The organism is Tsukamurella sp. PLM1, from assembly GCF_023168325.1.
Taxonomy (GTDB): Bacteria; Actinomycetota; Actinomycetes; order Mycobacteriales; family Mycobacteriaceae; genus Tsukamurella.
Map to the genome: position 1 here is coordinate 3,294,771 of NZ_AP025688.1, position 18,078 is coordinate 3,312,848.

General features: G+C 71.3%; 16 protein-coding genes and 4 pseudogenes. 5 read left to right on the forward strand and 15 right to left on the reverse strand.

Annotated features, from left to right (window positions below):
* Positions 1-10: 10 nt before the first annotated feature.
* A complete protein-coding gene (secA, locus tag MTP03_RS16935) occupies positions 11-2,713 on the reverse strand; it encodes a preprotein translocase subunit SecA (protein ID WP_248492266.1) in 2,703 nt (900 codons plus the stop codon).
* Positions 2,714-2,829: 116 nt separating this feature from the next.
* Positions 2,830-3,558: a ribosome hibernation-promoting factor, HPF/YfiA family gene (hpf, locus tag MTP03_RS16940; RefSeq protein WP_248489224.1), complete on the reverse strand. Its 729-nt coding sequence runs from the start codon at positions 3,556-3,558 to the stop codon at positions 2,830-2,832.
* 283 nt (positions 3,559-3,841) lie between these two features.
* Here hpf and MTP03_RS16945 point away from each other — a divergent pair, with 283 nt between their 5' ends.
* Both MTP03_RS16945 and MTP03_RS16950 read left to right on the forward strand, forming a co-directional pair.
* Positions 3,842-3,994, forward strand: coding sequence for a hypothetical protein (locus tag MTP03_RS16945; protein WP_248489225.1), 153 nt, complete (start codon positions 3,842-3,844; stop codon positions 3,992-3,994).
* 44 nt (positions 3,995-4,038) lie between these two features.
* The gene (locus MTP03_RS16950; RefSeq protein WP_248489226.1) at positions 4,039-4,293 is read left to right on the forward strand and encodes an antitoxin; all 255 of its coding nucleotides are present in this window, start codon (positions 4,039-4,041) and stop codon (positions 4,291-4,293) included.
* Between the two features lie 387 nt (positions 4,294-4,680).
* On the opposite strand, the gene MTP03_RS16955 is transcribed toward MTP03_RS16950, so the two are convergent.
* From MTP03_RS16955 to mtrA, 6 genes are read right to left on the reverse strand one after another with little or no spacing between them, the layout of a single operon-like run.
* Positions 4,681-5,229 carry a ComF family protein gene (locus MTP03_RS16955; RefSeq protein WP_248489227.1) on the reverse strand — a complete coding sequence of 183 codons (549 nt, stop codon included), beginning with the start codon at positions 5,227-5,229 and terminating at the stop codon, positions 4,681-4,683.
* Positions 5,114-6,121 carry an LpqB family beta-propeller domain-containing protein gene (locus tag MTP03_RS16960; RefSeq protein ID WP_248489228.1) on the reverse strand — a complete coding sequence of 336 codons (1,008 nt, stop codon included), beginning with the start codon at positions 6,119-6,121 and terminating at the stop codon, positions 5,114-5,116. The genes MTP03_RS16955 and MTP03_RS16960 overlap by 116 nt, the downstream gene beginning before the upstream one ends.
* Positions 6,121-6,477, reverse strand: coding sequence for a hypothetical protein (locus MTP03_RS16965; RefSeq protein WP_371820790.1), 357 nt, complete (start codon positions 6,475-6,477; stop codon positions 6,121-6,123). The genes MTP03_RS16960 and MTP03_RS16965 overlap by 1 nt, the downstream gene beginning before the upstream one ends.
* Positions 6,360-7,160, reverse strand: coding sequence for a hypothetical protein (locus MTP03_RS23965; protein WP_371820791.1), 801 nt, complete (start codon positions 7,158-7,160; stop codon positions 6,360-6,362). Before MTP03_RS23965 ends, MTP03_RS16965 begins: the two co-directional genes overlap by 118 nt.
* Complete coding sequence (mtrB, locus tag MTP03_RS16970) at positions 7,153-8,838, reverse strand: MtrAB system histidine kinase MtrB (protein ID WP_248489230.1); 1,686 nt, start codon at positions 8,836-8,838, stop codon at positions 7,153-7,155. The genes MTP03_RS23965 and mtrB overlap by 8 nt, the downstream gene beginning before the upstream one ends.
* A 28-nt stretch (positions 8,839-8,866) precedes the next feature.
* Positions 8,867-9,553 carry an MtrAB system response regulator MtrA gene (gene mtrA, locus MTP03_RS16975; protein ID WP_248489231.1) on the reverse strand — a complete coding sequence of 229 codons (687 nt, stop codon included), beginning with the start codon at positions 9,551-9,553 and terminating at the stop codon, positions 8,867-8,869.
* Positions 9,554-9,605: 52 nt separating this feature from the next.
* Here mtrA and MTP03_RS16980 point away from each other — a divergent pair.
* The 3 genes and pseudogenes from MTP03_RS16980 (at position 9,606) to MTP03_RS16990 (ending at position 12,853) form a co-directional block, all read left to right on the forward strand.
* Positions 9,606-10,243: pseudogene (locus MTP03_RS16980) on the forward strand (dTMP kinase).
* Positions 10,244-10,342: 99 nt separating this feature from the next.
* On the forward strand, positions 10,343-11,671 hold the full coding sequence (locus MTP03_RS16985; RefSeq protein WP_248489232.1) for a lytic transglycosylase domain-containing protein: 1,329 nt from the start codon (positions 10,343-10,345) through the stop codon (positions 11,669-11,671).
* Between the two features lie 45 nt (positions 11,672-11,716).
* Positions 11,717-12,853 carry an Mrp/NBP35 family ATP-binding protein gene (locus tag MTP03_RS16990; protein ID WP_248489233.1) on the forward strand — a complete coding sequence of 379 codons (1,137 nt, stop codon included), beginning with the start codon at positions 11,717-11,719 and terminating at the stop codon, positions 12,851-12,853.
* A 736-nt stretch (positions 12,854-13,589) separates the two neighbouring features.
* Here MTP03_RS16990 and MTP03_RS16995 read toward each other — a convergent pair.
* The 7 genes and pseudogenes from MTP03_RS16995 to sigE all read right to left on the reverse strand — a co-directional run bounded on the left by MTP03_RS16995 (position 13,590) and on the right by sigE (position 18,055).
* Complete coding sequence (locus tag MTP03_RS16995; protein ID WP_248489234.1) at positions 13,590-14,513, reverse strand: hypothetical protein; 924 nt, start codon at positions 14,511-14,513, stop codon at positions 13,590-13,592.
* 430 nt (positions 14,514-14,943) lie between these two features.
* Positions 14,944-15,357 (reverse strand): annotated as a pseudogene (tatB, locus tag MTP03_RS17000) (Sec-independent protein translocase protein TatB); the annotation flags it as partial.
* Positions 15,358-15,386: 29 nt separating this feature from the next.
* Positions 15,387-15,629, reverse strand: coding sequence for a PDZ domain-containing protein (locus tag MTP03_RS17005; protein ID WP_248489235.1), 243 nt, complete (start codon positions 15,627-15,629; stop codon positions 15,387-15,389).
* A 156-nt stretch (positions 15,630-15,785) separates the two neighbouring features.
* A pseudogene (locus MTP03_RS23970) lies at positions 15,786-15,848 on the reverse strand (hypothetical protein); the annotation flags it as partial.
* 92 nt (positions 15,849-15,940) lie between these two features.
* Positions 15,941-16,276 (reverse strand): annotated as a pseudogene (locus MTP03_RS23975) (S1C family serine protease); the annotation flags it as partial.
* Between the two features lie 607 nt (positions 16,277-16,883).
* Positions 16,884-17,261 (reverse strand): hypothetical protein, encoded by a 378-nt coding sequence (locus MTP03_RS23155; protein ID WP_305852764.1) that lies wholly within the window; start codon positions 17,259-17,261, stop codon positions 16,884-16,886.
* Between the two features lie 119 nt (positions 17,262-17,380).
* On the reverse strand, positions 17,381-18,055 hold the full coding sequence (gene sigE, locus MTP03_RS17020) for an RNA polymerase sigma factor SigE (protein WP_248489237.1): 675 nt from the start codon (positions 18,053-18,055) through the stop codon (positions 17,381-17,383).
* Positions 18,056-18,078: the final 23 nt, after the last annotated feature.

The window sequence follows — 18,078 nt, forward strand, 5'->3', positions numbered from 1 at the left end:
GGACCTCGGCCTACTTCCGACGGTGCTTGGCGCGCGCCGCGGACGCCTTCTGCGCGGCGCGGTCGGCCTCGCGCTTGGCGGCGCGGCGCTCCGACCGGGTGCCCTGCGGCTCGTCGGCGGACTGGGAGATCTCGGTGAGATCGCCCGACTCGGACGGACCCGACAGGGTGACCTTCTCCGGGTCCGGCTCGGGGACGGGGCTCGTCAGCGCGGAAGCGGCACCGTCGGCCTGCTGCCCCTCGTCCGGCTCCTGGACCTGCACCTTGAACAGGGTGGCGACCGACTCCTCCTTGAGGCCCTCGAGCATGCCGTTGAACATGTCGTAGCCCTCGCGCTGGTATTCGACCACGGGGTCGCGCTGGGCGATCTGCCGCAGGCCGATGCCCTCCTTGAGATAGTCCATCTCGTAGAGGTGCTCGCGCCACTTCTGGTCGAGGACCGACAGCAGGACCGACCGCTCGACCTGACGCATCGTGCCCTCGCCCGCGGCCTTCTCGATGCCCTCCTGGTGCGCGTCGTACGCCTCGTGGATGTCCTTGAGGAGGATCTCCTTCAGCTCGGCGCTGGTGATCTCGTCGCGGTCGCCGTTCTCGTCCTCGCCGACGACCTGCTTCCAGTCCAGCTGGATCGGGTACAGCGTCTTGAGCGCGGTCCACAGTTCGTCGAGGTCCCAGTCCTCCACGTAGCCGGTGGACGTGGCGGCGTCGACGTACGCCGAGACCACGTCGTCGGTCATGTGGTTGACCTGGTCGAAAAGGTCCTCGCCGCGGAGGATCTTGCGGCGCTCGTCGTAGATGACCTTGCGCTGCTCGTTCTGCACGTCGTCGTACTTGAGAACGTTCTTGCGGATCTCGAAGTTCTGCTGCTCGACCTGCGTCTGCGCGCTGCGGATGGCGCGGGAGACGAACTTGTTGTCGATCGGCACGTCGTCCGGCAGGTTGACGCGGTTCATCCACGCCTCGATCTGCGCGCCGTTGAAGCGCCGCATCAGCTCATCGCCCAGCGAGAGGTAGAAACGGGACTCGCCCGGGTCGCCCTGGCGGCCGGAGCGGCCGCGCAGCTGGTTGTCGATGCGCCGCGACTCGTGCCGCTCGGTGCCGAGCACGTACAGGCCGCCGGCGTCGCGGACGTCGTCGCCCGCGGCCTTCGACTCCTTCTTGACCTGCTCGATCACCTCGTCCCACGCGGCCTCGTACTCCTCGGGCGTGGTGACCGGGTCGAGTCCCTGCTCGCGGAGCTTGAGGTCGGCGATGATGTCGGGGTTGCCGCCGAGCACGACGTCAGTACCGCGGCCGGCCATGTTGGTGGCCACCGTGACCGCGCCGGGCGTGCCGGCCTTGGCGATGATCGCCGCCTCCTGTTCGTGGAACTTGGCGTTGAGCACGGTGTGCGGGATCTTCTTGCGGTCCAGCTGACGCGAGAGGTACTCGGACCGCTCCACCGAGGTGGTGCCGATGAGAACGGGCTGCCCGGCCTCGTGGCGCTCGGCGATGTCGTCGACGATGGCGGCGAACTTCGCCTCCTCCGTCTTGTAGATCAGGTCCGTCTGGTCCTTGCGGATCATCGGCTTGTTGGTGGGGATCGGGATGACGCCCAGCTTGTAGATCTGGTGCAGCTCGGCGGCCTCGGTCTCGGCCGTACCGGTCATGCCGGAGAGCTTGTCGTAGAGGCGGAAGTAGTTCTGCAGCGTGATCGTGGCGAGTGTCTGGTTCTCCGCCTGGATCTCGACGTTCTCCTTCGCCTCCAGGGCCTGGTGCATGCCCTCGTTGAAGCGGCGGCCGGCCAGCACGCGGCCGGTGAACTCGTCGACGATGAGCACCTCGCCCGACCGGACGATGTAGTCCTTGTCGCGCTCGTAGAGTTCCTTGGCCTTGATCGCGTTGTTGAGGTAGCTGACCAGCAGCGAGTTCTGCGCGTCGTACAGGTTCTCGATGCCCAGCTGATCCTCGACCAGCTCGACGCCGGCCTCGTTGACGCCGATGGTCTTCTTCCGGATGTCCACCTCGTAGTGGGTGTCCTTCTCCATCAGCGGCACGATCCGGGCGAACTCGGTGTACCACTTGCTCGAGGCGTCCGCCGGACCCGAGATGATCAGCGGGGTGCGTGCCTCGTCGATGAGGATCGAGTCCACCTCGTCGACGATCGCGAAGTTGTGGCCGCGCTGCACGAGCTCCTCTTCGCTGTGCGCCATGTTGTCGCGCAGGTAGTCGAAGCCGAACTCGTTGTTGGTGCCGTAGGTGATATCCGCCTGGTAGGCCTGCCGGCGGCGGTCCGGGTCCTGCCCGGCCAGGATGCAGTCCACCTCGAGCCCGAGGAAGCGGTGCACGCGGCCCATCCAGTCCGCGTCGCGCTTGGCGAGGTAGTCGTTCGTGGTCACCAGATGCACGCCGTCGCCGGTGAGCGCGTTGGCGTACGCGGCCATCACCGAGGTCAGCGTCTTGCCCTCGCCGGTCTTCATCTCGGCGATGTCGCCCTGGTGCAGCGCGCCGGCGCCCATGATCTGCACGTGGTACGGCTTCTGGCCCAGCACACGCCACGCCGCCTCCCGGGCGGTGGCGAACGCCTCGGGGAGGATCTCGTCGAGGCTCTCCCCCTTCGCCAGCCGCTCCTTGAAGAGCTCCGTCTTGGCCTGCAGCTTCTCGTCGGAGAGCGCCTCGTACTCGTCGTTCAGGCCCTCCACGTAGGAGGCCAGACCGTCGAGCCGCTTGACCATCCGGCCTTCGCCGAACCGCAGCACCTTGGAGAGAACCACTGAGCAACCCCAATCCCATGAACACAGTCAAGAATCCCGGCCCGAAGTGCGGGCCGGGATCCATGGTAGGCGAAACGTCAGGTCAGCCGGAGGAGGCCGTAGTCGAACGCCTTGCGTCGGTACACCACGGACGGCTTCTCCGTCTCCTTGTCGAAGAACAGGAAGAAGTCGTGACCGACCAGTTCCATCTGCGACAGCGCGTCGTCGACCGTCATCGGGGTACCCGGGTGGTCCTTGATGCGGACGATCTGCCCGGGCAGGTGGTCCTCGACGAGGGCGGCGTACGGATCGTCGTCCTCCTGGGCCGCCGTCGGCGGGCCGTCCGGCAGGGCCGACGGTGCCGTCGCCTCCGATACCGAGACGGGCCTGCGGTTGCCGTAGTGCACCTTCTTACGGTCCGACGCCTTGCGCAGCCTGCTCTGCAGGCGCGTCAGGGCCGTCTCGAACGCGGCGTAGAAGTTCTCGGCAGCGGCCTCCGCGCGGGCGACGCCGCCCTTGCCGCGCACCGTGAGCTCCAGCCGCTGGCACGACTTGGACTGGCGCGGGTTCGGCTCGTGGAAGAGGCTGACCTCGAACATGGTGATGGTGGAACGGAACTTCTCGAGGCGCGCCAACTTGTCGCCGATGTAGACGCGGAAGTGGTCGGGCACATCCACGTTGCGGCCGTCGATGGCCACGGGGGCGTTGGGAGTGAGGTATTCCTTGTCGCGCTCGTCGGCCACGTGGCCGGGTTCGCGGAAGGGATCGACTTCGACGTTGGGCGTCGCGTGAGCGCGATTCGTGTCGCGCGGGGACAGAAGGGTCATGTGAAACCTTTCGTGCGGGCCTTAACCTTGCGCGCGCGGCCGGATCACTACTCCACCGCTGGTCAGATGCGCGTGACGGGCAGGCTCAGGTTCGAACGCCGGGCGGACCGCCGGGCGTCAGGAGGGTGGGCATCACCTCCGTTTCCTCGAGCCGGAAAGGTACCCCCGAAGATAGCCCGCGTTCTCACTTCCCGCCAGGATTTGGTCGCTGTGAGTTCACCCGCGCGTCATCTTCCAACCGCAGAGCCAGTACTGCAGCGCGACCATCGGCGAGGAGATCCGCATGCGGTTCGACGCCACCCCCATCGACGCGCGCGCGTTCAAACGGCCGGAATCCGGTTTCGGCTATCGCGCAGCCGTCGAAGGCGGCGCGGTGGAATTCTTCGTCCCGAGTTCCACCGGGTGCATCGCGTCGATCGCAGTCACCGAACGCTGACCTTCACCCGAACACGTCGAGCCCGAGCGATGTAAGATTACATCATGAGCCACCGCACGCAGATCACCCTCGAGGATGCGCAGTACGAGCGCCTCCTCACGGAGTCACGCATGTCGGGGCTCGGGCTCGCGGAGTTGATCCGGCGCGCGGTCGACAAGACCTACGGCGCCGCGGATGTCGAGGAATTCGAGGCCGCGCTCGACCGGAGTTTCGGCACGTGGGGGCCCGACACTCCGGACGGCGCCGAGTACGTGGACGCGATCCGGCCCGCACGGACCGACCGGTTCGACCGGTGGTAGCGGGCCCTCCTGTCCTGCTGGACACCTCGATCTTCATCGACGTCCTCCGCGGTCGGGAGGAGGCCCGCGATGCCGTTGCCACGGCGCGGCGCGAGAACCGCCGACTGCTCGGATCGGTCCTCACTCGCACCGAGATCCTCGGCGGCATGCGTGCGTCGGAGAAGCCCCCACTCGCGCGCTCCTCGCGGTTTTCGGGTGGATCGAGGTCACCGAGGAGATCGCGGACGCCGCAGGCGCGCTGGCTCGCCAGTATCGAGCGTCGCACACCGGGATCGACATCGCCGACTACGTGATCGCCGCGACGACGACCGTCTCCCACGCCGAACTGTGGACCCGGAACCTGAAGCACTTTCCCATGTTCGAAGGCCTGGCCTCCCCGTACTGACATCACGCCGCAGCCAGGGTGATCGCGGCGGCGACGGGGACTCCCCGTCGGGCCAGGGCGGCGACGGATTCCGCCAGGGTTGCCCCGGTGGTCACCACGTCGTCCACCAGGACGACGGTGCCGGGCGCGGGTGGGGCGGTCACGCGCACCGTCCCGCGGGCGTTCTCGGCACGCGCGGCGGCGGACAGGCCCACCGAGTCCCGCGCGCCCACGGACCGCAGGACGGGCGACACCGTCATCGGGCGGACCGGCGCCGCCGTGCGGGCGGCGGCGCGACACACCGCCGTCACCACGTCGCCGCCGCGGCGGCGGGCAGCCCACGCGGTGGTGGGCGCCGGGACAAGCACGAGCGGACCGCACGATCCGCCCGTCTCGCCCCAGGCCTCGAGCCGCAGCAGCGCGTGCGCCAGTCCGCGCCCGAGTGGCGCTGCCAGATCACCCCGCCCGCGCTCCTTGAGCTGCAGGACCGCGCGCCGCCGCGCACCGTCGTACCGGCCCAGCGTCCAGACGGGCGCCCCGACGGGAAGCGTGGTGCGGATGAGCGCGGGCACGTCGTGCAGCGCCGCCTCGCAGCGCGCGCACCAGCGCACCCGCGGCGCGCCGCAGCCGCCGCACGTGCGCGGCACCGCGAGCTCGACGAGGTCGTCCACTCCCCGAGGATCCCGCGGATCGTCCCCCGAGCGATCCCCACGTCGTCCAGTATCGCGCGTTGTCAGCCGGGCAGGACCGGGTTCGCGCGACCACCGGCCAGGCGGTCCACCTGGCTCCAGAACTGGGCGCCGCTGTCCGGCCCGACGCCGATCTCCCACACCCCGACGAGTCCGTCGCGTAGACCGTGGTCGACGTGGCCGCGACGTTCGACACCGGCGGCGAGAGGTTGCGACTGGGCAGCGCGTTCACGTCGCCCGAATCGGGGTGCACCAGGAGCACCGGCGAGTCGGAGGTGTTGCGGCCGATCACGAACGAGTCGCCCGTCTGCCAGTCGACGGACGACGCCACCAACTCCCGGTCGGTGACCACGGCCTGGACGTGCGAGATCGTGGTACGCCCGTCCGGCGCGGTCTGCACGACGCCGACGAGCACCCGCCCACCGACCACCATCGCCACCCGCACGCCCGAGCGGGACAGGCGCAGCTCGGTGATCGGGCCCGGCGCGGCCGCGGCGACCGCGGCCGAATCCACGTCGGAGGTGGTCACCTCGCCGGTGGTCTGGTCCTGCCGGAGCCGGACCACCCGCGTACCGTCGAGCACCGTCCAGACCCCGGCGTCGTCGGGTGTCCACGACGGCCTGGTCATCGAACCGGCCGTGAGCACCCGCGTCGGCACGCCACCGTACGGCCCCAGCATGAGCGCCGTACCGGGGCCGCCGCGCGCGCCCGAGTCGAGGACCGCCGCAACCTGCCGGCCCGAACCGGACAGGCCGATCGAACGGATCGTGTTCATCACCCCGAGGGGCCCGCGACCGGCGTCACCTGGGCGCCCGCCACCTTGACGAACCTGCCGTCGAGCACGCCGTGCAGACCGACGGCCAGGTCGGACGATGCGTTCGGGCTGATCGCGGCCACGTCGTTGGGGTTCCAGCCGGCCGTGTGGCGGTTGTCGAGCGGCGTCCCGTCGACCGTGATCACGTACGGTCCCTGCACGTCCGCACCGGCCAGCGTCCAGACGACCTGGCCCGCGATCAGTTTCGCGGCGTCGGGCTCGATCCGCGGCAGCCCCGTGAGGTCCACCCGCACCCCGGCGAAGCCGACGCCCGGGTCGCGCTGCTCGCCCTGCGCATCGGTGACCGCCCCGCGCACAGCGGCGCCGGTGCCGAACGGGTTGAACACCGCGTCCTTGAGGTCGGCCCGAGGCCCCGGACCAGCAACATCAGCAGGTCGGCCGCGAGCTTGCTGCGCGGGCTGGCCAGCCAGCGGGCGTCCGGGACCAGGGTGCGGCCCGTCGGATCCGGGAAGTACAGCAGGTAGCGGCGGTAGACGGACCGGAACTGCTCGGTGTCGATCACCAGCATCGGGGTGTCGCCGACGGAGCTCAGGCCCTGGATCCGCCACTGCCCGTCGACCTGCACGAGCTGCACGTTCTGGGTGATCGACTGGGAGGCCGGCGAGAAGGTGCCGTCGGCGCCGAAGAAGCCGGTGGCCTGCGCGCGGATGGTCGCCTTGATGAAGTTGGCGCTGCGCTCGGTCGGCAGCACGTCGATGTCCTTGACCACCACCGCCTGCTTGGGCACCTGCCAGTTCGCGTTCTGGAGCAGGAACTTGCGCGACGCCGCGTGGTTGCCGTCGGCGAGGGCGTTCGCCTTGAGGAAGTCGCGGACGATGAGCTCGGGCCCCGCGTCGCGCCGCGGCACGATGTCCTGATCCCGCGCCGGCTCGCCGCCGAGGTTCCCTATCACCCGCGGGCTGGTCGACTCGGGGATCGTCGCACAGCCGGAGACGACGAGCAGCACCGCCAGCAGGACCGCCATCACCCGCCTAGTCATCGTCGGCCCCCTCCGTGGACCGCCGCATCGTCGGCTTCAGCGGCAGCGGGCTCACCTGCACCTTCTTGCCGCGGACCCGCGGGAGCGTGAGGCGGAAGCAGGCGCCGTTGCCGGGGTCGCCCCACGCCTCGAGCCGGCCGTTGTGCAGACGGGCGTCCTCGATGCTGATTGCGAGCCCCAGCCCGGTCCCACCCGACCGGCGCACGCGCGACGGGTCGGACCGCCAGAACCGGTTGAACACCAGCTTCTCCTCGCCGGGCCGCAGGCCCACGCCGTAATCGCGGACGGTCACGGCCACGGCGTCGTCGTCGGCGCGCATGGTGAGGATGACGGGCTTGCCCTCGCTGTGGTCGATGGCGTTCGCCAGCAGGTTGCGCAGCACGCGCTCGACGCGGCGCGTGTCGGCCTCGAGCACCACGGGATCGTCGGGCAGGTCGACGATGAGCTCGGTGCCGGACTGCTCCGCGATGTGCCGGACGGTGGCCACCGCGGAGGCGATCGGCACGTCGATGTCGATCCGCTCCGCGTGCAGCTCGGCGACGCCGGCGTCGTGCCGGGAGATCTCCAGCAGCTCGGCGAGCAGGGTCTCGAACCGGTCGAGCTCCTTCTGCATCAGCTCGGTGGTGCGGCGCAGGCCCGGGTCCAGCTCGTCGGCCGAGTCGGCGATCATGTCGGCCGCCATCCGGACCGTGGTGAGCGGCGTCCGCAGCTCGTGCGAGACGTCCGAGGTGAACTGGCGCTGGAGGTTGCCGAACTCCTCCAGCTGGTTGATCTGCTTGGACAGCGACTCCGCCATGTCGTTGAAGCTCATGGCGAGGCGCGCGATGTCGTCCTCGCCGCGCACCGGCATCCGCTCCTTGAGCCGGCCCTCGGCGAAGCGCACCGCGATCCGCGCGGCCGACCGCACCGGCAGCACCACCTGCCGCGCGACCAGCAGGCTGACCGCCGCCAGCAGCACCAGCAGCACCGCGGCGCCCGTGTACAGCGTGCCCTGCATCAGCGACAGGGTGGTCTCCTCCTGCGTCAGGGGGAACACCAGGTACAGCTCCAGGCCCTGGATCGCGGACTGCACCGGGGTGCCGATCACCAGCACCTTGCCGTACCGGCCGGTGCTGTCGGTGACCGTCGCGTGCTGGTAGGCCGTCTGACCGCTGCGCACGAAGGTCTGCAGCGACTGCGGCACCTCGCTCTCGCTGCCCATCACCGTGGGCGCGCGGCCCGTGCCGTGCGGCACGATGAGCACCGGGTCGTAGTTGCCCGATCGCGCCGCTGTGGGCCCGGTGTCCAGGCCCTGGCTGACCAGGCTCGACCGCACCGTGCGCAGCACCGACTCGATGCCCTCGGTGCGCGGCTCCGTCCGGGCGAGCGCGATCTCGACGTTCTGCTTGACGCGAGCGGTCTCCTCCTTGCCCGCCGTGAGCTTGGCCTCGATCAGTTGGTTCGCGATCTGCGAGGTGAGCACGAAGCCGAGCAGCAGCAGCACCGTCAGGCTGAGCACCAGCGTCTGGGTGACGACGCGCAACTGCAGCGAGCGGCGCCACACGCGCCCCGCGTACGACAGGCCCATCCCCGCGAACCGCGCACCGTCGCGCACCAGATCCGCGGGGTCCCGCCGACGCAACCACTCCCAAGCCGATCGCGCCTGCCCGAGCGCCTCGGACCGACGCGATCCGGTCATGTCGGTCCGGCGCCGGCGGTCCCGCGGGTCATGCCGGGCCGGCCTTGTACCCGACGCCGCGCAGCGTGAGGACGATCTCCGGGTTCTCGGGGTCCTTCTCGATCTTCGCGCGCAGCCGCTGGATGTGCACGTTCACCAGGCGGGTGTCGGCCGGATGCCGATAGCCCCACACCTGCTCCAGCAGCACGTCGCGGGTGAACACCTGCCGCGGCTTGCGGGCCATCGTGACCAGCAGGTCGAACTCCGTCGGCGTGAGCGAGATGACCTCGCCGTCGCGAGTCACCTTGTGCGCCGGAACGTCGATGATCACGTTGCCGATCGACAGCAGCTCGCTCGGCTCGTCGTCGGTGCGGCGCAGCCGCGCCCGCACGCGCGCCACCAACTCCTTCGGCTTGAACGGCTTGATCACGTAGTCGTCCGCGCCCGACTCCAGGCCCAGTACCACGTCGACCGTGTCGGCCTTCGCCGTGAGCATCACGATCGGCACCGACGAATCGGCCCTCAGCACGCGGCACACGTCGATGCCGTTCATCCCCGGCAGCATCAGGTCGAGCAGGACCAGGTCGGGACGGAACTCGCGGGCGGCGCTCAGCGCCTGCGTGCCGTCGCCCACCACGAACGAGTCGAAGCCCTCGTTCCGCAGGACGATGGTGAGCATCTCCGCCAGCGCGGGATCGTCGTCGATCACCAGGATGCGGGGTTTCATGCCCTCCATACTGTCACCTGTCGGGCGCCGGCCGGTTCTCCGACACATAGCATCGGTCACCATGGGACGACTCGTTGCGATCGAAGGCCTCGACGGGGCCGGCAAGAACACGCTCACCCGGGCCGTCACGTCGCAGCTCCGGTCCGCCGGCCGGACCGTGACCGCGCTCGCCTTCCCCCGGTACGGCACGCAGTTCGCCGACCTCGCGGCCGAGGCGCTGCGCGGCGACAACGGCGACGTCGCCGAATCCGTGTACGGGATGGCCCTGCTGTTCGCCTTCGACCGGCAGGCGGCCGCCCCCGACGTCCGGGCGGCGCTGCGGACGCACGACGTGGTGTTGCTGGACCGGTACGCGGCGTCGTCGGCCGCGTACAGCGCCGCCCGCCTGCACGAGGGGCCCGACGGTGCCGTGGCGGCGTGGGTGCGCGCGCTCGAGTTCGAGCGGTTCGGACTGCCCGCGCCGGACCTGCAGGTGTACCTCGACGTCCCGGTCTCGCTGGCCGCCGAGCGGGCCGCTCCCGCGAGGCCACCGACGCGAGCCGCGAGCGCGACGCCTACGAGACCGACGCCGACCTGCAGACCCGCACCGGCGCGGTCTACGCCGGTCTGGCCGCGAACGCATGGGTCTCGCCCTGGCACGTACACGGGGCGGACGACGATCCGGGCCTGCTCGCCGACGCGATCGCAGCGCTTTCCTGAAATTCATGCCTGTTATTCACTGAAGTCCCACCCGCACCGGTGCTGACGCGCAGTAACGTGCGCCACGAAACTGACGCGTCAGTAACCGGAAGGGGTCACGTGCGAATCCTCGGTGCCACCGCGGCCGCCGGCGCCGCCGCGTTGCTGCTGGGCGCGACGGGCGCCGATACCGGCCCGTCGTCCGCCCCGGCGCCGCCCCGCCCCACCGGGCCCGAACTGGTCGCCCAGGCCGCGGTCGGCCTCGCGGACATCCGGCCGCCGGCACCGTCGGACGCCCCGCCGGCGCCCGCCCCGCGGCACGTGCCCATCCCGCCCCGACCCGAGGCGGTGAAGGTGGCGCCCGGGCCGCTCGGCATCCCGGGCGCCGCGTACGCCGCCTACCAGGCCGCCGCCGACCGGATGGCCCTCGAAGCGCCCGGCTGCGGCATCGAGTGGAACCTGGTCGCGGCGATCGGCCGGATCGAATCGGGCCACGCCGACGGCGGCAACGTCGACGCGCGCGGCGACACCCTCACACCGATCGAAGGCCCCCTGCTGGACGGTTCGCTCGCGGGCAACGCCGTGATCCGCGACGGCGCGGGGTTCGCGCGCGCCCTGGGGCCGATGCAGTTCCTCTCCACCACCTGGTCGTTGTTCGGGGGCGACAACAACGGCGACGGCAAGGCCGACGTCAACAACGTGCGCGACGCCGCCTACGGCGCCGCCCGCTACCTGTGCTCCAGCTCGTCGGGCCTACAGGCGGAGGCGAACCAACGCGTCGCGGTGTTCGCCTACAACCAATCGAACTCCTACGTCGACAACGTGGTCGCCTGGGCGAAGGCGTACCGCGACCGCGCGATCCCCGTCGGCGGCATCCCCGACATGACCGCGCCCGTCGCGCCGCCGTCCACGCTGCCGAAGCCGCTGCCACCCGGCCGGGTGGTCGTCGTCGGGTGCGGCGTGCCCGATGGTGCCCCCACCCCCGGCGCGGTGCCGCCGAACGCGTCGGGGCGGCCGAACGCGTCGGGGCGGCCGACGGCGCCCGTGCGTCCCACCCCGTCGGTGAAGCCGACCGCGAAACCGAGCCCTTCCGCGAAGCCCTCCGGCCCGGTCGCGCCGTCCAGCGCCGCCCGCGGTCCGGATGGTAAGCCGTCGCCCACGACCGTCACCGAGTGCGACACCCCGGCGAGCGGCCCGAGCACGCCCGGCGCACCGTCGGCCACGCCCCCGCGTTCGGCCGGTCCCCCGCCCGCGGGCCCCGGCGGCGCGCTCGCGATCGCGCCTCCGAGCGACCCGTCGAGCGTGCGCCCCGCGCCGCCGCCCGCACGACCCGGCGCGCCGACGACCGCCCGGCCGGCGCCCCGCCCCGGGACCCCGGCCGCGCGCCCGGCACCGTCGGGCACGTCCGTCCCGTCCTCGTCGCCGACGGTGCCCCGTCCCCCGCGCTGAGGCGGATTCCCCCGCCCCAGCGGCGTGGATACGATGGTGGGCGTTATGAGTGCGGTAACCGAAGACGCGATCCGGTCGGCCCTGGCCACCGTGAACGACCCCGAGATCGGCAAGCCGATCACCGACCTGGGCATGGTGAAGTCGGTCGATGTGCAGGCCGACTCGTCGGTCGACGTCGTGGTGTACCTGACCACCTCGGGCTGTCCGATGCGCGAGCAGATCTCCGATCGCGTGCGCACGGCCGTTGCGGACGTGCAGGGCACGGGCGAGGTGCGCGTCGAGCTGGACGTGATGAACGACGAACAGCGGGCTGAGCTGCGCAAGTCGCTGCGCGGCGATAAGGGCGAGCCCGTGATTCCGTTCGCTCAACCCGGATCGCTGACCCGCGTGTACGCAGTCGCCTCCGGCAAGGGCGGCGTGGGCAAGAGCTCCGTGACCGTGAACCTCGCGGCGTCCCTGGCGGACCGCGGGCTGTCCGTGGGTGTGCTCGACGCCGACATCTACGGCCACTCGGTGCCGCGGATGATGGGCACCGACGCGCGGCCCACGCAGGTCGACTCGATGATCATGCCGCCGCAGGCGCACGGCGTGAAGGTGATCTCGGTGGCCATGTTCACCACCGGCAACACACCCGTCGTGTGGCGCGGCCCGATGCTGCACCGCGCGCTGCAGCAGTTCCTCGCCGACGTCTTCTGGGGCGACCTCGACGTGCTGCTGCTCGACCTGCCGCCCGGCACCGGCGACGTCGCGATCTCCATCGCGCAGCTCATCCCCGGCGCGGAGATCCTGGTGGTCACCACCCCGCAGACCGCTGCCGCCGAGGTCGCCGAGCGGGCCGGCGCCATCGCGCTGCAGACCCGCCAGCGCGTGGCCGGCGTCATCGAGAACATGTCCGGTCTCACGCTGCCCGACGGTTCCGTGCTGGACGTCTTCGGCTCGGGCGGCGGCGAGCAGGTCGCGGCGCGGCTCACCCGCGCCGTCGGCGCCGAGGTGCCGCTGCTCGGGTCCATCCCGCTGGATCCGCAGCTCCGCGAAGCCGGCGACGGCGGCGTGCCCGTGGTGCTGTCCGCGCCGGACTCCCCCACCGGCTCGGCCCTGCGCGCCATCGCCGACAAGCTGGCCGTCCGCAAGCGCGGCCTGGCCGGCATGTCGCTCGGGATCGACACCACCCGCCACCTGTAGCCGTCGGTCGTCCGACAGGTCGGCGCGGGCGGCGGAGTCGGCGCGGGCGGCCGAGTAGGCGCCCGCGGCCGAGTCGGCGCCCGCGGCCGAGTAGGCGGCTGCCGTGGCGGTCGGGCGGCCGAGGAGTAGGCGGCTGCCGCGGCGGTCGGGCGGCGGGGATGTGGCGGGCGGCGGGCCCGGGCCGCGGTCGGCCGCAGGCGGGCCGCGGGGATGCGGCGGGCTGCGGGCTGTGCACTCTCCAGCGCGCGGCGGGCTGCGGCGCGGGGTGATCTGCGGCGCGCGGCGAGCTGCGGCGCAGGTGATCTGCGGCGGGCTGCGGGCTGTGCACTCTCCGGCTGCAGGCGGCCTCGCGGGCGGTGGCGCAGGCTGCGGGGCCTGGGCGGCGGGCGTACGAGCACAGTCCGAGCTCCAGTTTCCGGCGCTCCGACACCCGATCTACCCGCGAAACACCCGAACTGCCCGCGATTCCATACTCGGACACCCCACTCCAGCGGGCATTTCGGGTGTCGAGGGCCGATCCAGCGGGCATTTCGGGTGTCGCGGTCCGGTCCAGCGGGTAATTCGGGTGTCGAGGGCCCATCCAGCAGGCAATTCAGATGCCGCAGCCCAATCCAGCAGGCAATTCAGGTGCCGCACCCGATCCAGCGGGCAATCCGGGTGTCCCGCCCACACCTGCGAGCAGACCTGGTGTCGCGGGCGGCACGACAGGGCGTTCCGGTAGCCACGCCGCCGATTCTCACGCGGACGCCGAGGCGGGGCCCACATGTCGATCCAGCGCGGGCCTCAACATCGAAGCGAGGGCCCCGTCGTGGTTGAGCACACGCCAGCTCCACCGGAGCACCTCGAAGCCCGCGGTCTCGAACGTCTCCTGCCGCGATTTCTCCCGCTCGAGGACCTCCGCCTCCTCGCCGACGTCGTCGCCGTACTTACCGCGACCGTCGAACTCTCCGACGAGCCCGGGCCAGGTGAAGTCCGCGAAGTACACGGATTCACCGAAGTGGTACTCCACCTGTAGCTCGGGCATCGGCAGACCCGACGCGTGCATCTGCATCCGCGACCACGATTCCCCCGCCGATTCACTGCGGTCCACCGACAGCGCCAGCGCCCGGCGCACGACGCCGGCCCCGCGACGCGACCCCATCCGATCGATGCACGCCTGCAGTTCCTCGACCGAAACCGGATCCGGATCCTCGGGGCGGGGGTACCGGCGAACCAGCCGCACCGCGTCGATCGCACAGACCCCGCGGACCAGGTCCCCGGTCATCGCCGCATCGATCGCGGTGCGCGCCCGGGATGTGGCCAGGGCACCGTCGACCTCCGTGACGTCCTCCGGCGGAAGCGGCCGGGCGTGCAGATGAACCTTGCCGCGCCGACCGCCGCCACTGGCCCTGTCGAGCGTGATGTGCACATGGGTGCGATCCGGATTGTGGTATGGAATCCCGTGCAGTGCAGCGGCACTCACGTGACTGGCCACCCCGCCCCGCCGCTGCATCGTCGCACGGACCCGGATCCGATAGAACGCATACTCGTCGATGCCGTCGGGCAGGACGTACAGGCCCGGCGCAGCGCGATGCAGCTTCTGTCCGCGCACCGCAGCGGTGATCTTGTTGGTGCTCCACCCGTCGATCCGCAGCTGTGCCCTCGGCGTGATCTCCCTCATGGCCGAATTGAACCCCACCACTGGTATCGCACAGCCGCGCGAAGCGGCGTTCATCCACAGGACGGGAGGCTCCATCCACAGGTTTTCCTTCGTGCGCGTGCAGTCCGGACACCCGATCCGCCCCTCAGACACCCGATCCGCCCGCGATTCCGGATAGGGCACCCGAAACGCACGTAGACACCCGCCACGCAGGGTGTCTTTGAGCAGAACGGGTGCAATCCCCGGCGACAGCGGGCACAACGACTGCCCCACCACCGCGATGCCCGCACCGCACCCGACACCCGCGCACCCGACGCCCCACCCGCGCACCGTCGAACCCGCGAACCGGCGCGGCGCTACGTGGCGTCCGGGTCGAACGGGGGCGCTCCTCGGGGGCCAGCGGCTTGTGCATCCGCGGCATCGTGGGCACGGGACCGTCGGGCACCTCGAGCGGCGCGGCGGGCCCGCTCGCCGTGGACGTCGCGGTCGCCACTGCGCCGGGCGCCGCCGGACCCGCCGCGGCGTCCACGGCCTTCTTCAGATTCAGCGCGTCCGCGGTGGACCGCACCTGCTCGCCCATCTCGCGGATCACCGAGTCGTCGCCGTTGAGCAGGTGCTTGGTCACGATGGCCGTCGGCGTCATGCCGCGCAGGTTCTGGATCTGCTGCAGCGGCTCGCGGATCGAATCGAAGTCGGCGCCCATCTCGTTCTTGAGCTGCTGCTGGGCGCCGGTCGCGTAGTCGCGCACCTGGCGCAGCGCGGTGAAGAACCAGTTGACCGCCCCCGGCAGCCGCTCCGGCCCGAGGATCACCAGACCCACGACGACCAGCATGAGGATTTCGCCCATGCCGAGATTCGAGAACACTCCGCCATGCTACGGCAGAGCAACGAACACTACGTCGACAGCGGTTCCGGGCGCACGGTGATCGGCACCTGACGGCCGTCCCGGGCGACGGTCACCGTCGTCTCCTTGCCGACGCCCGTGGCGCGGATCGCGACGATGACGTCCGCGGCCTCCGCGACCTCGGTGTCGCCGACCTTGGTGATCACGTCGCCCTCGCGGATACCGGCCTTGTCGGCGGCGCCGCCCTTCTTGACGTTCTCGACGCGCACGCCCGACGCGGTCTCGTTGTTCACCTCGCGGCCGTTGATGCCCAGGTCGGCGTGGACGACCTTCTCGCCGCGGATGATCGACTCGGCGATCGGCCACGCGACGTTCGACGCGATGGCGAAGTTGAGGCCGATGGACCCGCCCGAGGGGGCGAGGCCCAGCGTGTTGATGCCGATCTGCCGGCCGTTGAGGTCCAGCAGCGGCCCGCCGGAGTTGCCCGGATTGATCGACGCGTCGGTCTGCACGGAGTCGAAGGTCGCGGGCGGGTTCGGGCCGCTCGCGGGCCCTGGACCGGCCGATGCACGGCCGAGACGACGCCCGAGGTGACGGTGCGCCGCAGCCCCAGCGGGGAGCCGATCGCCACCACCTGCTGGCCGGGCGACAGCTCGCCGGAATCACCCCGGGCGATCTGCTGGAGGCCGTCGACCGAGACCTTGACGACCGCGACGTCGGTGTACGGGTCGGTGCCCACCAACTGGGCCGGGGTGCGGGTGCCGTTCCAGAACACGACCTCGATCTTCGCGTCCTTGTTGTTGGACGCGGTCTCGACGACGTGGTTGTTGGTCATGATGTAGCCGCGGCCGGCGTCGATGACGGACCCGGACCCCGTCTCGCCCGACGTGCGCGTGCGGACCTCGATGGTGACCACGCTGGCGCCCACCTTGGAGACCATGCCGGACACTGCGCCGGGATCGGACGGCTCGCCCTCGGCCTCGGGCAGGGTGACCCGCGAGTCCGTGAGCTTCTCGATGGTGGTGCCCGTGATGCGCCCGATGGCCCCGCCGAGGAGGCCGATGACCAGCGCCAGCACGCCCAGCACGGCGAGCGCGCGCACCGACACCCGCCGGCCGAACAGGACGTCGCGGACGCCCAGCTGCTCGGGGTCACGCTCGGCGACGACCCGCGGCGGGGCCTTCACCCCGGGCTCGCCGAGGGCGGCCAGGGACTCGGTGTCGCGCCACGGGTCCTCGGGCTCCGGTTCGGGCTCGGGGTGCAGCGGGCCCGCGTACGGGTCGCGCTGCAGCGCCTCCGTCGCGCCCGCGGGCCGCGAGAACGCCTCGGTCAGGACCGGGTCGGGTGCCGCGGCCTGCGGCTGCGGCCGTCCGACGGTGCGCCGCGCCGCCTCGGGCTCGAACGCGCCCTCGACACCGTCGGGCCTGCCGAAGACCGCCTGCTCGCCCTCCGACACCGAAGGACGATGCGTGGGGCGCGGCGCGAGGCGCGGCGCGCCGGGTTCGTGGGGGCGCTGGCCGTCTGGATCGGGCGTCACGGATTCGAATCTACCGAGCGTTCCGCCGGCGGCCGCGCTTACCGCGCTCGTCGCGCGCCGACGCTCCGGGCTTGAAGGTGGGGAATCCCTCGAACGGCGCGGCGCCGCGGCACTCGGTGGGGATCTGCGCGAGCTGGCCGAGCAGGCGGTGCGGCACAGTGATCTCGCCGGACTCGCGCAGGGCGGTGCGCACCTGGCGCTGTGCGTCGACCTCGGCGGCGCACACCGGGCACTCCGCGATGTGGGTCCCGGCGCGCAGGTGCGCGTTCATCCGCAGCTCGCCGTCGACGAACGCCACGACGGCCTCGTACGCGAGGTGCTCCGTGGAGGAGAACTCGCCGGGGCGACGGGCGAACGCCCGCTTGAAGCTGCCACTGAGGTGCTCCACTCCGCTCCCCTCCTTACTCGAGCCGAATCCCCTGTGCGGGGCCTACCGCCACAGTACCCGGGGTTCGTAGGTTCAACGCCCGCGTCGCCGTGGAAGTTCCCGACGGTGCGCCGCCCGGCCTAGTACGCGAGCGACGCGCTGCTGGTCAGACCCTGATTCGCGAGTGCCTCGCGGATGGACTTGCGGCCGCGGTGGATGCGTGAGCGCACGGTGCCGAGCTTGACGCCCAGCGTCGCCGCGACCTCCTCGTAGCTCAGGCCCTCGATGTCGGCGAGGACGACCGCGGCGCGGTACTCGGGCGCCAACGCGTCGAGCGCCGTCTGCAACTGGGGGCCGAGGTTGGCGTCGGCGTAGATCTGGCCGGGGTCCGGGTCGGACGACGGCACCCGCTCGTAGTCCTCGGGCAGCGCCTCCATGCGGATGCGGTTGCGCCGGCGCACCATGTCGAGGAACAGGTTCGTGGTGATGCGGTGCAGCCAGCCCTCGAAGGTGCCGGGCTCGTAGTTCTGCAGGCTGCGGAACACACGGATGAAGGTGTCCTGCGTCAGGTCCTCGGCGTCCTGCGCGTTGCCGGAGAGGCGGTACGCGAGCCGATAGACGCGGTCGGCGTGTTCGCGCACGAGTTCGTCCCAGGAGGGCATGTCGGCCTGGTCGCCCGAGGCGTCGAAGGCGGCGGTCCCCGTGGTTTCGGCGACGTCGTCGTCGAACGTGGCGTACCGAGCCTCCGGCTGCGGGTCGTGCCGGGTTCCGGCCTTGCGGGCCAGGGCCATGCGCTCCTCCTCGTGCCCGCGCATCTGCAGCGGGCTGTCGCTAGTGA